The 14,362-nt window shown below is 72.9% G+C and carries 11 protein-coding genes and 1 other RNA gene; 10 read left to right on the plus strand and 2 right to left on the minus strand.

Annotation, left to right across the window (positions count from 1 at the left end):
- Positions 1 to 3: 3 nt before the first annotated feature.
- Positions 4 to 789, minus strand: a complete 786-nt coding sequence (gene yaaA, locus AB0C76_RS08100) for a peroxide stress protein YaaA (protein WP_359961430.1) — start codon at positions 787 to 789, stop codon at positions 4 to 6.
- 241 nt (positions 790 to 1,030) lie between these two features.
- On the opposite strand from yaaA, the gene AB0C76_RS08105 reads away from it, so the two are divergent.
- From AB0C76_RS08105 to AB0C76_RS08150, 10 genes are all read left to right on the plus strand, one after another.
- On the plus strand, positions 1,031 to 1,363 hold the full coding sequence (locus AB0C76_RS08105) for a hypothetical protein (protein ID WP_359961433.1): 333 nt from the start codon (positions 1,031 to 1,033) through the stop codon (positions 1,361 to 1,363).
- Positions 1,360 to 1,749: a type II toxin-antitoxin system death-on-curing family toxin gene (locus AB0C76_RS08110; RefSeq protein ID WP_359961436.1), complete on the plus strand. Its 390-nt coding sequence runs from the start codon at positions 1,360 to 1,362 to the stop codon at positions 1,747 to 1,749. Before AB0C76_RS08105 ends, AB0C76_RS08110 begins: the two co-directional genes overlap by 4 nt.
- Positions 1,750 to 1,845: 96 nt before the next feature.
- Positions 1,846 to 3,333 carry an RNB domain-containing ribonuclease gene (locus tag AB0C76_RS08115; RefSeq protein WP_359961439.1) on the plus strand — a complete coding sequence of 496 codons (1,488 nt, stop codon included), beginning with the start codon at positions 1,846 to 1,848 and terminating at the stop codon, positions 3,331 to 3,333.
- Between the two features lie 37 nt (positions 3,334 to 3,370).
- Complete coding sequence (locus AB0C76_RS08120) at positions 3,371 to 4,858, plus strand: MFS transporter (protein ID WP_359961442.1); 1,488 nt, start codon at positions 3,371 to 3,373, stop codon at positions 4,856 to 4,858.
- Between the two features lie 13 nt (positions 4,859 to 4,871).
- Positions 4,872 to 5,267: RNase P RNA component class A (gene rnpB, locus AB0C76_RS08125), an RNA gene on the plus strand.
- A 543-nt stretch (positions 5,268 to 5,810) separates the two neighbouring features.
- On the plus strand, positions 5,811 to 6,311 hold the full coding sequence (locus AB0C76_RS08130; RefSeq protein ID WP_359961445.1) for a VOC family protein: 501 nt from the start codon (positions 5,811 to 5,813) through the stop codon (positions 6,309 to 6,311).
- Positions 6,308 to 7,279 (plus strand): hypothetical protein, encoded by a 972-nt coding sequence (locus AB0C76_RS08135; protein WP_359961448.1) that lies wholly within the window; start codon positions 6,308 to 6,310, stop codon positions 7,277 to 7,279. The genes AB0C76_RS08130 and AB0C76_RS08135 overlap by 4 nt, the downstream gene beginning before the upstream one ends.
- Positions 7,276 to 9,081, plus strand: coding sequence for a gamma-glutamyltransferase family protein (locus AB0C76_RS08140; RefSeq protein WP_359961451.1), 1,806 nt, complete (start codon positions 7,276 to 7,278; stop codon positions 9,079 to 9,081). The genes AB0C76_RS08135 and AB0C76_RS08140 overlap by 4 nt, the downstream gene beginning before the upstream one ends.
- A 26-nt stretch (positions 9,082 to 9,107) precedes the next feature.
- Entirely contained in the window at positions 9,108 to 9,809 is a 702-nt protein-coding gene (locus tag AB0C76_RS08145; RefSeq protein ID WP_359961454.1) for an FMN-binding negative transcriptional regulator, read from the plus strand.
- A gap of 63 nt (positions 9,810 to 9,872) precedes the next feature.
- Positions 9,873 to 10,559, plus strand: a complete 687-nt coding sequence (locus tag AB0C76_RS08150) for a hypothetical protein (protein WP_359961457.1) — start codon at positions 9,873 to 9,875, stop codon at positions 10,557 to 10,559.
- On the opposite strand, the gene AB0C76_RS08155 is transcribed toward AB0C76_RS08150, so the two are convergent.
- The gene (locus tag AB0C76_RS08155) at positions 10,544 to 14,362 is read right to left on the minus strand and encodes a condensation domain-containing protein (RefSeq protein ID WP_359961460.1); all 3,819 of its coding nucleotides are present in this window, start codon (positions 14,360 to 14,362) and stop codon (positions 10,544 to 10,546) included. The two genes, AB0C76_RS08150 and AB0C76_RS08155, sit on opposite strands and share 16 nt — an antisense overlap.

Genomic DNA, 14,362 nt, shown 5'->3' on the forward strand with positions numbered 1-14,362 from the left:
GCGTCAGTGCACCTCGGTGACGACGACGTCCAGCTGCCACGGCTTGCGGGCCGTGCCCTCCGCGGCGAGCTCCACCCGGTGGCCCAGCTCCAGCAGGGCGTCCATCAGCTCGGCGGGGGTCTTCGGCTCGGCCCCGGCCACCAGGAGGTCCCGGACGAGCCGGCCCTTCGTCGCCTTGTTGAAGTGGCTGACGACGGTGCGCCTGCCGTTCCGCTCCTGGAGCACCCGGACGGTCGCCGTGCGCGACGCCACCTCACCGGCCGGCTTCCACGCGGCCGCGTACGCGGAACTGCGCAGGTCCAGCACGAGCCCGTCCGCGATCTCCGGGAGCACGGAGGCCATCGCGCTCCGCCAGTACGCCCCGAGCGCCCCCAGGCCGGGGAGTTTCACGCCCATCGAGCAGCGGTACGGCGGGATCCGGTCGGCGATCCGCACGGCGCCCCACAGCCCGGAGAACACCAGCAGCGAACGCTCGGCACGGCCGTACGAGGCCTCGTCCAGGGTGGCCAGGCCCAGGTTGTCGAACAGCACCCCGGTGTACACCTCGCCCGCGGGCCGCACCCCGGCCGACAGCAGCCCGGCGTTCCGCGCGATCTCCCCGCGCAGCCCCGGACTGAGCCCGAGCACCTCGGCGGCGGTGTCCTCGTCCCCCCGGCACAGTGCGACCAGCGCCTCCAGCACCTCACCCCGCGCCGCCGTCAGCCCCGCCAACGACAGCCGGTCGAGCACCACCGGCCCCCCGTCCCCGGACGCGGCCTTCCCCTCCGAGGGCGGCAACAGCACCAGCACAGCGGACTCCTCAACACTTTGTGGCAACCGAACCCCGCCACCCTACGCAAAACCGGCCCCACTCCGCCGAGCGGTCCCCGGAGCGGTCGTTCGGCCGGATGCGCGTGGAGGCCGGCTCCCGGGCTACGGCAATGCGCGGAGTTGCTCGCCGGGGTGGGCCGCCCTGCCCCTGCCCAGGGGGAATTCGGTGGGGGATGGGTCCACCGGCGGTTACGGTGGGTGGCGAAGGAGAGTGAGTGAGATGTCCCTGCGACCCCTGGACCTGGTGCCCGGCGAGGACGACGACGCCGTGGAGGAGTCCCTGTCCGTGCGGCTGCCCGCCGATCTGCCGGTGGAGACGCGGCAGGCGCTGGAGTTCGCGCTGCGTGCCGCCGCGCAGGCCGTGATGGCCGGGCGGGTGCGGGTCACCGAGGGGGAGGGCGGGGGCGACACCGCCGAGCTGGCGTTCGAGGTGCGGCAGTCCGACGTGCCGGAGGGCCTGACGCGGGCCGGCCGGGCCGAGCGCCGGGCGGCCATGGTGGCCCGCATCCGCGCGGCCAACGCCGAGACGCTGGAGAGGCTGAAGGACCTGTGACCCGGCCCACCAGGCCTACGGAGTTCCTGGACCTCGACGACGTCACCTACCTCGCCGGCGGCCCGGAGAACATCCGCGACCTCGGCGCACTGCTGTCCGCGCTCGGCCGCCCGCAGGCGAGCCTGTTCGGCGCCGACGCCTACCCGGATCTCTGGACCAAGGCCGCCGCGCTCGGCCAGAGCCTCGCCCGCAACCACCCACTGGTCGACCGGAACAAGCGCACCGCGTTCGAGGCGATGCTGCTGTTCCTGGACTACAACGGCGAGTCCTACACCGACCCGCACCCGGACGACGCCGTCGCCTTCGTGCTGCGCCTGGCCACCGGCGGCTACGACGACTCCGTCGCCCTCGCCGCCGCCGACCTCAGGAAGCTCCTGGGCCGCTGAGGCCGTCGAGACCACCGGAACCCCGGAGGCCGGCGAGACCGCCGAAGCCGCCGAGCCTCCGTCCGGAATCACCCGATTCGCCCTACGCTGACGTGCATGCCACGCCGAAAACTGCGCGTCAAGGCCGCCGACTCCGCCCGGATCAATGCGGAACTGGCCGATCTCAGGACCCGACTGGAGATCCACGCCGAGTGGCCGGAGGCGGTGCTGGCCGAGGCGGAGGAGGCGGCCGAGCGGCCCCGGATGCCCGAGTACGACGCCACCGACCTGCCGCTCTTCACGGTCGACCCGCCCGGCTCCCGGGACCTCGACCAGGCCATGCACCTCACCCGCCGCCCGGGCGGCGGCTACCGGGTGTACTACGCGATCGCCGACGTCGCCGCCTTCGTCCGCCCGGGCGGGGCGATCGACGCCGAGGCCCGCCGCCGGGTCGAAACCCTGTACTTCCCTGACCACCGCATCCCGCTGCACCCCACCCGGATCTCCGAGGACGCCGCCAGCCTCCTGCCCGGCGAGCCCCGCCCGGCACTGCTGTGGCAGCTGGACCTGGACGAGGCCGGCGCGGTCGTCCTCGCGGACGCACGCCGCGCCGTGGTCCGTTCGCACCGCCGCCTGGACTACGCGGCCGTCCAGCGCGCCGTCGACCTGGGCGGGGCCGACGAGCAGCTGGCCCTGCTCGCGACGGTCGGCGGGCTGCGCGAGGAGCAGGAGCGGGTGCGCGGCGGGATCAGCCTGCCGGTGCCCGAGCAGGAGGTGGAGGAGACCCTGCACGGGTACGTCCTCGGCTACCGCGCGCCCGGCCCGGCCGACGGCTGGAACGCCCAGGTCTCGCTGCTCACCGGCATGGCCGCCGCGGAGATGATGCTGGACGCCGGCGTCGGCCTGCTGCGCACGCTGCCGGCCGCGCCCGCCTCCGCGTACGCGCGGCTGCGGCGGATCGCCGCCGCCCTGGACGTGGCCTGGCCGGAGGGCCTCCCGTACCAGGAGCTGATCCGCTCGCTGGACCCGGACGTGCCGCTCAACGCCGCCTTCCTCAACGAGTGCACCGGGCTGCTGCGAGGCGCCGGCTACCACGCGTTCGACGAGTCCCGAGGCTTGCCCGCCCCCGCCGCTCCGGGCCACGCGGCGCTGGCGGCGCCCTACGCGCACTGCACGGCGCCGCTGCGCCGGCTCGGTGACCGGTTCGCCCAGGAGGTGTGCGCGGCGGTGGCCGCGGGGGAGGACGTGCCGGACTGGACGCGTGAGGCGTTGCCCGCCGTTCCGGCACTGATGGCGAGCGGGGACCGCCGTTCGGCCGAGGTCGAGCGGGCCTGCGTGGACCTGGTGGAGGCGGAGCTGCTGGTGGGCCGGGAGGGCGAGGACTTCACGGCGGTGGTGATCGACGTGGACGAGAAGCGGCCGGCCTCGGGCACGGTCCAGCTGCGCGAGCCGGCCGTCCGGGCCCGCTGCGACCGGGCGGCCGGCGCCGGGGCCGGTGCGGGCGCGGCTGCGGCCCCGGCTCCGCTGCCGCTCGGCGGGCTGATCCGGGTGCGGCTGGCGGCGGCCGATCCGGCCACCCGGACGGTCCGCTTCGCGGCGCTCTGAGCCGCACCGGGGCGGGCGGGGGTGGGAGGATCGTGCCGTGTCCGAACCCACCGCCCCCGCCGCCCCCGATCGACGCCGGCGCCTGCTCGTGCTGGCGATCTGCTGCCTGAGCCTGTTCATCGTCGGCCTCGACAACACCGTGGTGAACATCGCGCTGCCCGCGATCCAGCACGACCTCGACGCCCCGGCCTCCGGCCTGCAGTGGATCATCGACGCGTACACCCTCGTGCTGGCCTCGCTGCTGATGCTGTTCGGCTCGGTGGCCGACCGGTTCGGCCGTCGCCGGGTGTTCCGGATCGGCCTGCTGTGCTTCGCGCTCGGCTCGCTGCTGTGCAGTCTGGCACCGAGCCTGGAGTGGCTGGTGGCGTTCCGGGCGCTCCAGGCGGTCGGCGGGTCGATGCTCAACCCGGTCGCGATGTCGATCATCACCAACACGTTCACCGACCCGGCCGAGCGGGCCCGGGCGATCGGCGTGTGGGGCGGGGTGGTCGGCATCTCGATGGCGATGGGGCCGCTGCTCGGCGGGTTCCTGGTGGACGGCGCCGGATGGCCGTCGATCTTCCTGATCAACGTTCCGGTCGCGCTGGTCGCCGCGGCGCTGACCGTCCGCTACGTCCCCGAGTCACGCGCCCCGAGGCCGCGCCGGCTGGACCCGGTCGGGCAGCTGCTGATGGTCCTGCTGCTGGGCTGCGGCACCGCCGCCATCATCGAGGGCCCCGGCAACGGCTGGACGTCCCCGCTGATCCTGGCCCTGGCCGGGGTCGCGGTGGCCGCGCTGGTCGCCTTCCCGCTGTGGGAGCGGCGGGTCGCCGAGCCGCTGGTCGACCCGCGTTTCTTCGCCAGCCCGCCGTTCACCGGCGCCACCGTCACGGCGGTGTGCGCGTTCGCCGGGCTCGGCGGCTTCCTCTTCCTCAACACCCTCTACCTGCAGGACGTCCGGCACTACAGCCCGGTCGAGGCGGGTCTGTGGACGCTGCCGATGGCCGGGATGATGCTGGTCTGCGCGCCGCTGTCCGGACGGATCGTCGGCGGCCGCGGCCCGCGCCTGCCGCTGGTCGCGGCCGGGCTGGGCCTGGCCGCGAGCGGCCTGCTGCTCACCCGGCTGACCGCGGATTCCCCGGCGGTGCTGCTGCTCGTCGCGTACGCGCTGTTCGGTTTCGGCTTCGGCATGGTCAACGCGCCGATCACCAACGCGGCCGTCTCCGGCATGCCGCGGGCCCAGGCGGGTGTGGCGGCGGCCGTCGCGTCGACGAGTCGGCAGGTCGGCCAGTCGCTCGGGGTCGCGGTGATCGGGACGGTGGTGACCTCGGCGGTGGTCGGCCCGGTGGCCACGGGTTTCGCGCCGGCCAGCCACGCCGGCTGGTGGATCCTGGTGGGTCTCGGCGGTGTGATCCTCGCGCTCGGCCTGGCCACCACCTCGGCCCGGGCGACGTCGGCCGCGGCCCGGGTCGCCGCCCGGCTCGGCGGGGATGCGCCCGCGGTCCGGACCGGAGTACGGGCGGCGCCGCCCGAGCGGCTACGATGACCATTACGGCGGAAGAGCCGGCCGGGCGGTCGCGACGGGTCCCAGACCCGCCGAGGAACGTCCGGGCTCCACAGAGCAGGGTGGTGGGTAACGCCCACCCGGGGTGACCCGCGGGACAGTGCCACAGAAAACAGACCGCCCGCCGTTCTGCGGCGGGTAAGGGTGAAACGGTGGTGTAAGAGACCACCAGCGACCGGGGTGACCCGGCCGGCTCGGTAAACCCCACCTGGAGCAAGGTCAAGATCGGTGCCTCCGGGCGCCGTGCGCGAGTGTTCGAGGGCTGCTCGCCCGAGCTCGCGGGTAGACCGCACGAGGCTGTCGGCAACGGCAGCCCTAGATGGATGGCCGTCTCCCCGGGCCGCGCAAGCGACCCGGGTGACAGAACCCGGCGTACAGGCCGACTCCATCCGCCGTACCAGGGGCTTTGCCCCCGGAAGGGCCTCTGACCTGCGTCGGAGGCCCTTTCCGATCTTTCAGGGGGTTGCCGGGTTACGCGGCCGAACCTCCCTCGAACGTCCCTCGGACGGTGCTGGAAGTCCCTGAAGAGCCCCACGGATTGATCTTGGTTGGCAGCTGGCGACCAGGGCTTGGATCACCGGAGCCGGTCGTTTGAGGACCCGAGGTCGAGGCAGGCCGAGCTACCAGGGATGGCCACCGAAGGGGTCGCACGAAGTGGGCCATCCCCGAAGGGTGCGGACCGCTGGTTGCCAGGCCAGAGTCCTGGAGCACCTCGTCTGCGGTCGACGCATCACGCGGACCGGACCCGGCGGCAGCATCAGCCCTGTACGCCACCAGCACGTCCGATCGTCATCACGTTACGTGAACGACTGGCTGTAGTGCCGGTGTCCCATAAAGCGGGGAACTCCCCGAACCGCAATGGGGGGGCGACCATGACATGGCGACAGTAGTGCCCGCGTCCGGGCGCGACTTCTCCCCGCTGGAGTGATGAGACATGAGAGAGACGCCATCGGATGTCACCCTGGCGACCCAAGTCCGATTCCCCAGGCTGCGGTTTCATCATGTCGGAGTGCAGACGACTGACCTTGAGAACAGCGTCCGCTGGTACGGGGACTTTCTCGGGTGTCAGCGGGCGTGGTCGCTTGACCGGTTCTCCGAACTGACCCGCAGCCGCCTGCCCGGGATTCGCGAGTTGACGGAGATGGTTCTCGGCGACGTCCGCTTTCACCTCTTCAGCCGGCCCGGCCGCAAGTCCGAGCCGGCCGAGAGCGCCGTGCAGTTCCAGCACTTCTGCTTCAGCGTGAGCACCGCCGAGGACCTGAAATGGTTTCGGCGGCGCTGGATCGAGCTCTACGAGTCCGGCCGCTACGCGTTCGCGATAGATGAGCAGCCGACCGACATCGTGATCGACGAAGACGGCGTGCAGAGCTTCTACACGTACGACGTCAACGGGCTGGAGTTCGAATTCACCTTCGTGCCGGACGGGCTGTCATGAAGCCAGCTGCCAGTGGTGCGCTGTGCGACGCGCCGGCCGTTGGGCGATGGGACTTCGGCGGGTTCCCGTACGGTCTCGAACCGCTGATCCTGCCGGCGGTGGGAGATCCCGACGGCCCGGCGGACGTGGTTCCTGCCTGGGACTACGCCGAGAGCTGCCGACGTCTGGCCGATCTCGGCGAACGCGGCCTGCTGACGCCCGAGGTGGAGCCGTGCGAATCGCCGGACGAGCTGTTCTGGTTCCGGTGGCTCACTGGGCACCAGGTGTGCTTCGTCGTATGGCGGCTGATCGCTCAGCTCGTGGACGACCTCGACCAGGGCCGCCGGTCGGCCGACGAGGTGCTGCCGCAGATCAGCCGCTACGTGGACGGCTACTCCGCGATGCTGCTCTACACCGGCTCGTGCCCGCCCGACGTCTACAACGTCCTGATCCGGCCGAGCATGCGGTTGCGGCACCGCGCGTTCAGCGGCGCCTGGGCGCCGGACTACTGGCCGATCCGGGATCTCTTCCGCCGCCGTCGCCTGCCCGGGATCTCCGACACGGACGCCAGTGAGCTGCTGGACGCCATCACCCTGCTGCACCTCGTCCACGACGGGGTCGCCGCGCGCCTGGTCACCAACGGTCGGTCGCTGCTGCGCGAGGCCGCCGTCCGCAGTCCTGGCCACCGGGCCGCAGGGCTGATCTACGACTCCTATTTCACGACGCTGCGGGCACCGGTCCCCCGGCACGAGGTCGTGGCCCAGCTGCTGCGCCGACTCGTGGCGATCGCCCAGGACGTCACCGCGAACGGGCTGTACGCGGCAGGTGACGCCGACGAACGGCCGACCGAGCTGCAGAAGCCCGAAGTGGTCAAGTGCGAGAACAGCCTCGTCGACATCCTGCTGGGCGTCGCGCAACACGCATGCGGCCTTCCGTCCCGGCCGCTGCCCACCTTCCGTATGAAGCCTGGCCGAGGAGTAAGTCCATGACCGTCCTGCGACCGGCGCTGACCGGCACCCTCGGCGGCGTGGCCGCGACGCACTGGCTCGCGTCCGCCGTCGGTATGGGCATCCTGGAGCGCGGCGGCAACGCCTTCGATGCGGCGGTGGCCGCCGGGTTCGCCCTGCAGATCGTCGAGCCGCATTCGAACGGGCCGGGGGGCGACGTCGTGATCGCCGTCTACTCGCGCTCGACCGGCGCGGTCCGCATCATCTGCGGCCAGGGCCCGATGCCGCAGGCGGCGAGCATCGACGCGTTCGGTGCGCTCGGCATCAAGCAGATACCGGCGGGCGGCCTGCTGCCGGCGACCGTGCCGGGAGCCTTCGGGGCCTGGATGCGGCTGCTCGGCGAGTTCGGCACCATGCCGCTGGAGTCCGTCCTCGAACCGGCGATCGGATACGCCTCCAGCGGCTACCCGCTGCTGCCCGCCGCCGCGTCGACGATCGGGGCCATGGCCGACCTGTTCCGGACGGAGTGGACCGATTCGGCCCGCACCTACCTGCCGGGCGGCGCGGTTCCGGCGGCCGGGTCCCGGATGCGCAACGAGGCACTGGCCGACACCTATCGACGGCTGATCCGCGAGGCGCGGGCGAAGTCGTCGAACCGGGAAGCCCAGATCGAGGCGGCTCACACCGCCTTCTACCAGGGCTTCGTCGCCGACGCGATCGACCGCTTCGCGCGGACCAGCGACGTGTTCGACTCGACCGGCCGGCGCCATCGTGGCCTGCTGACCGGCGACGACCTGGCAACCTGGCGGCCGGGCGTCGAGGCCGCGTGCTCGCTGCCGTACGGCGAGTTCACCGTCCACAAGGCGGGACCCTGGTCCCAGGGCCCGGTGTTCCTGCAGCAGTTGGCCCTCCTGCAGGGGTGCGACCTGCGTGCCATGGGGCTGGGCAGCGGCGAGTACATCCACACCGTCGCCGAGGCGGCCAAGCTCGCGATGGCCGACCGGGAGGCGTGGTACGGCGACCCGGACCACACGCCGGTGCCGCTGGCCGAGCTCCTGGCGGCCGAGTACTCCGCCGAGCGGCGCTCGCTCATCGGCGAGCAGGCGAACCTCGATCCGCAGCCGGGACGGCCGGGCGGCGCCGAGGGCTGGATCCCGCAGGCGGCGCCGGAGGAGCCGGGCGCGGAGGAGCCGGAGTGGATGACCCATCTGCGCAGCGGCCTGCCCACCGTCACCCCGGTCGGTCCGCGGGCCGGCGCCGGGAACACCTGCACGGTGGCCGTCGCCGACGCGTGGGGGAACCTGGTCGTCGCCGTGCCCAGCGGTGGCTGGCTCAAGAGCTCGCCGGTGATCCCGGAACTCGGTTTCGCACTCGGCACCCGGGGCCAGACGGCGTGGCTCACCGAGGGACACCCCAACTCGCTCGCGCCCGGACGGCGTCCCCGCACCACGCTGAGCCCCAGCATCGTGCTGCGCGGCGGCGAGCCGTTCCTGGCCTTCGGAACGCCGGGCGGTGACCAGCAGGACCAGTGGACGCTCCACGCGTTCCTCGCAGTTGCCGAGTTCGGATGCGAACTGCAGGCGGCGGCCGAGCTGCCCGCCTGGCACATCGACCACTTCCAGCAGTCGTTCGCACCGCGCACCTCGCGGCCGGGCGTGGTGGTCGTGGAGCGCTCGTTCGACCCTGCCGTGCTCGCCCTGCTGGAGAAGAAGGGCCACCGGCTCGACGTGGTGCCGGAGGGCACGCTCGGCAAGGTCTGCTCCGCCGGTGTCGACCCGGTCACCGGCTTCCTGCGGGCCGCAGCCGGTCCGCGCGGCCGCCAGGCGTACGCGGTGTGCCGTTAAATTTCCGATCATGTGAGGCGGTAGCCATGTTCGTGCCCAGCCACTACCAGATCCAGGACGAGGACTGGCACCGCCGGATCATCGACGGCCACCCGCTGGCGACGCTCACCACCAACGGTGCGGCCGTGCCGTGGGCGTCGCGCCTGCCGGCCCTCGTCGCTCCGGGCCAGCCCCAGTCCGGCCCGCTCACCGGCACGGAGCTCTTCGGCCATCTCAACCGCGCCAACCCGCACTGGAAGGCGCTGGCCGACGGCACGTACGCCCGGCTGATGTTCGACGGCCCGGGCGGATTCGTCACCCCGGCCGTCTACCCCGGTGACCCGTCCGCCCCGACATGGAACTTCGCGGCCGTGCACGTCTGCGGGCGGATCCAGCTGATCCACGAGCCCGAGGAGACGCTCGAGGTCGTCCGGTGGACGGCCGAGCGCCTGGAGCAGCGCTTCGGCGCCGGCTGGGACCAGACCGCGTCGGTCGACTACTTCCGCCGGATCCTGCCCGGCGTCGGTGCCTTCCGGCTCCGGATCGACGCGGTGGAGGGGCTGTTCAAGTTCAGCCAGGAGAAGCCGGCGGACGTCCAGGAGTCGGTGATCCGGCGCTACGAGGCCGATGACAGCGGCACCGGTCGGCCGATCGCCCGGCTGATGCGCGAGGCCGGGATGGGGCAGCCGGCCGGGGCCGGGCTGCCCGGTCTGACGCCGGACGCCGCCGCCGGGGTCTGCCCGTTCTGACCGGTCCCGGACCGCGGAACGACCGGTCGACCACAGCGTGGGGCACGCCGTAACGTCCGAGGCATGGCACTCATCGCTCACACCGCCCAGGCGCTCTCCACCGAGACGCTGAACCAGTTGCGTTCGGCCGTCGCGACGGCAACTCGGCCCGAACGCCTGGGCGGCCGCAGCCCCTATCACTACACGTTCTGGTACCCGCTGGGGACGCCGCCGCGCAATCTGGTCGAGGCGGCCGTCCGGGACCATCTCGTGCACCACATCCCCGCCGAGGTGCGGGCGGCCGCCGTCGGCGTCGAGTGGTGGCTCGGTCGGCTGTCTCCGCCGTACGCCCCGAACTTCGAATTCGGTCTGCACCGTGACATCGGCGAGGATCCGGAGACCGGTGCGCTGGAGTCCCCGATGCTGTCCAGCGTCCTCTACCTGAACGGCGTCGACGACGGCCCGCTGGTGGTCTTCGGCGGTGAGCCGTCGCCGGAGGCGCAGGACCGGGAGTTCGTCTTCCCGGCCGAGAACCTCTACGTCACGTTCCCGGGCCATCTGTGGCACTCCGTCGGCAGCCGACGCGACGTGCACCAGGAACCGTCAGCCGTTCCCGAGCATCGGGAACGGCTGACGGTTCTGGTGAACTGGTGGCCCTACCAGCCGGGTGACATCGCCGCGGAGCCGATGAAGCAGGTCGCCGCGCCGTACGACGGGTCGATGTACCCCGAGCTGCGGGCGGCGGCCGCCGGCTCTCAGATCTCCTCGTAACCCATCCGCCGGGTGATGGCGCCCTTCATCGCCGTGGCCAGCTGGTCCACGTTCTCGAGGTCGAACAGGCTCAGGTGGCTGCCCTTGACCTCGGTGCTCTCCAGTTCGGCGACGAAGGCGCCCCACCCGCGGTCGTCGTCCATGTAACCCGCGGGGAACCCCGGCGCGTCGGCGGGCAGCGGGTCGCTGGCGCGCAGCAGTTCCACCTCGGCCGGGTAGAACTCCGGCCAGTAGTCGAGGAACGCGGCGCGGTTGCGCTCGACCATCCCGGTCAGCTCGGCCAGCGCCATGGCGGCGCCGGGCTCGGCGCCCTCCAGGCGCAGCACGTCGAGCGCCAGGCACGCGTCCCGCACCTCGGCGGCCTCCTCCGCCGAGGACATGAACGAGGGCGGCGCCCAGGTGTCGAGCAGCAGCGTCGCGGCGACCCGCTCGCCGCGCAGCAGCCAGTTCCGGGCCATCTCGACCGCCACACAGCCGCCCATCGACCAGCCGGCGAGCACGACGGGGGCGACGCCGCGCACCGCGTCGACGGCGGCCGCGTACCGGGCGGCGATCTCCTCGATCGTCGCCGGCGCGTCGTCCGGCAGCGACTGCAGGGCGTACACCGAGAACTCCCCGCCGAGCCGCTGGGCCACCTCGTAGAAGGGCAGCGCCGAACCACTCGCCGCGTGCACGAACACCACCAGCGGCGCGCCGGGGTTCTCGACCAGGTTGATCAGGTGGCCCTCGGGCGCCGGAGCGGCTTGCGCCGCACCCAGCGTGGCCGCCAGTTCGCGCACCCTCGGGCCGGTGAAGACGTCCTGGACGGACGGCCGCAGGCCGAGCCGGCTCGCGCATTCCTCGATCAGTTTGAACACCAGCAGCGAATGGCCACCCAGCTCGAAGAAGCTGTCGGTGACACTGACCGCGTCCCGGCGCAGGAGCCGGGCGTAGATCGCGGCCAGGCGGGCCTCCAGCTCGGTCTCCGGAGCGACGAACCCCTCGTCCTCGACGCGTGCGTCGTCGCTGCGCAGGTCGAGCAGCGCGGCGACGTCGATCCGGCCGTCGTCGGTGCGGAGGATCCGGTCCACCACGGTGACGCTGCCCGGCACGAGATAGCCGGGCAGCTGCCGGGCGGCGCCGTCGGCGAGCTCCGTCGCCGACGGAGTCCGGCCGCCGGCCGGCACCACGAAGGCGGCGAGGCCGCCCTCCGGCGCCGCGGTGACCGCGCACAGGGCCACCCCGCCCTGGCCGGTGAAGGCCGCCTCGACGGCGGCCCGATCGATGCGCATGCCGTGGACCGTGATCTGCCGGTCGACCGGGCCCAGGTGTTCCAGCGCACCGTCCTCGCGGCGTCGGCAGAGTTCGCCGGTGCGCACCATGCGTGCGCCGGGCACGCCGAAGGGGTCGGCCACGAACTGCTCCGCGGTCGGCGCGGACAGCCCGTGGTAACCGCGGGCCGCGCCGGCCCCGCCGACGTACAGCTCGCCGACGACGCCGACCGGCGCCGGCTCCAGCGTCTCGTCCAGCACGTACAGGGCGCGGTGGGCCGGTTGCCGGCCCTTCTCGGTGACCCGGCCGGTGTCCGGCCATCCCTGCCACGTGATGACCTCGCCCGGGAAGCCGGCGACGGTCACCGGTTCCCCGCCGCAGAAGATCCGGCGCAGCGACCCGCCACCAGCGCCGTCCAGCGGCACCGACGGCCTCGTCCACAGGGTGGTGACGCGGTACGTGTCGAGGTGCTCCAGCAGGGTCCGCGGGTCCTGGTGCACCTCGGGCCGGCAGAGGGTGACCGTGCCGCCGTACGACAGCGGCCAGAACGCGCCGTCGGGAGTCTCCGGGAGCACCACCTCGCCGGCGGCAAGGGGATGGCTGCGCTGCAGTTCCGCCACCTCGGCCAGCTCCCCGGCGACGGACCGGGCGACGGCCCCCGGCCGGCCGGGGGCGCGGACCAGGCGGAGCAGGTCGTACCCGGCTTCCGGGGCCGGCGGGTCGTCGGTGGACGCCTCGGCCCACCGTTCGGCGTCCGCGAACGAGACCACCCGCCAGGATCCGGCCGGGACCTGGGCCGCGGTCGCCCGATCGGTGATCACCATCTCCGGAGCGGCGTCGGCCAGGTGCTCCGGCGCGATCGCCGTGTACGGCGCGCCGAGCTTGGCCGCGGCGTACCGGGCGACGATCTGGTCGGCGCCGTGGGCGAGGCACAGCGCCAGGACCGTGCCGGGCCGTACTCCGGCGTCGCGCAGGACCCACGCCAGCCGGTTGGCCCGGGTGTTGAGCTCCGCGTAGCTCACCGCGCCTTCGCCGGTGTGGACCGCCACCGCGGCCGGGGTGCGGCGGGCCTGCTCCTCGAAGGGCTGTGCCATCGTCCGGTACCGGATGTCCGGCTGCTCGGATCCGGCCGCCTCGCGCAGGCTGCGCTCCCGTTCGGCCGGTGCGAGCAGCGGCAGCTCGAACGCCCGTGTGTCGGGCTGCCCGGCACCCTCGGCCAGCAGGCTCTCCAGGATGTCGGCGAAACGCAGTACGGTCGATTTCTCGAACAGGCCGGCGTCGTAGATCAGGACGCCGCTCATCCCGTCCTGGTCGGTGAACAGGCTCACGGCCAGGTCCCACATCGCGGCGTTCGTGTCCAGCTCGGAGCCCAGGTCGGCGGTGCCGCCCGCGCCGGTCGACTGCACGTTGACCATGGTCTGGAACACCGCCTGCACCCCGTCCAGCCGGGGCAGGGCCAGTTCTGCCACCACCTGGTCGAAGGGCACCGCCTGGTGGTCGTGGGCCTCCAGGACGGTCTGGTGCACCCGGCGGACGACCTCGCGGAACGTGGGGTGGCCGCTCAGGTCGGTGCGCAGCGGCGCCGACTTCACGAAACAGCCGATGATCGTCTCGGCGACCTCGTGGTCCCGGCCGGCCAGCGGGGCGCCGACGATGATGTCCCGCTGCCCGGTCATCCGGGCCAGGAACAGCTTGTACGCGGCCATGAGGACGACGAACAGGGTGACCCCCTCGTCCGCCGCCAACTGCTGCAGGCGGGCCAGCACCGGGCCGGGGATCGTGAGTGGCACGGTGCCCCCGGACCGCCTCGACTGGGCCGGCCGTGGATGGTCCCTCGGCAGGTCCAGCACCGGCAGGTCGCCGGCCAGCTTTCCGGTCCAGTAGGACAGGTCGCGCAGGACCGCAGTCTCGTCGGCGTTCTCCTGCTCCCAGGCCACGTAGTCGAGGAAGCCGACCGGCGGGGCCGGATCGAGCGGGCGGCCGGCCAGCAGGGCGTCGAGCTCGGCGACGACCATCATCCGGGACAGCCCGTCGATGACGATGTGGTGGAAGTTGACCGCCAGCATGGTCCGGTCGCCGGGCAGGGCGAACCCGATGATCTGGAAGAAGCACGGCCCGTCGAGCGGGAACGGGCGCTGGGCGGCCTCGTTGCCGCTCTCGGTCGCCCGTGCCTCCGCCTCCTCGGCCGACAGGTGCCGCAGGTCGTGCCAGGTCACCGGCGGCTCGATCGGGCCGTCGTCCTGCTGCACCGGCACACCGTCGAGCTCGAACATCCGGACCCGCAGGACGTCATGGCGGGCCATCAGCTCCACTGTGACCGCGCGCAGCGTCGGGAGGTCGAGCGCCCGCTCCAGGGTCCGCAGCTCCGGCAGGCTGTACTCGCTGGTGTCCGGGTACTGGCGGCAGGAGAACCAGATCCTCGCCTGCGGCGGGTTGAGCGGCACCGGGGTGCCCTGCGGTACCGGTGTGATGTGCGGGCCCCGCGTCGCGGTGCTCCGCTCGCGCAGCAGCTTCATGAGCATCTGCTGCTTGTCCACGTTCAGTGCGGTCAT

This window comes from Kitasatospora sp. NPDC048722 (genome assembly GCF_040650235.1).
In the GTDB taxonomy this organism is placed as follows: Bacteria; Actinomycetota; Actinomycetes; order Streptomycetales; family Streptomycetaceae; genus Kitasatospora.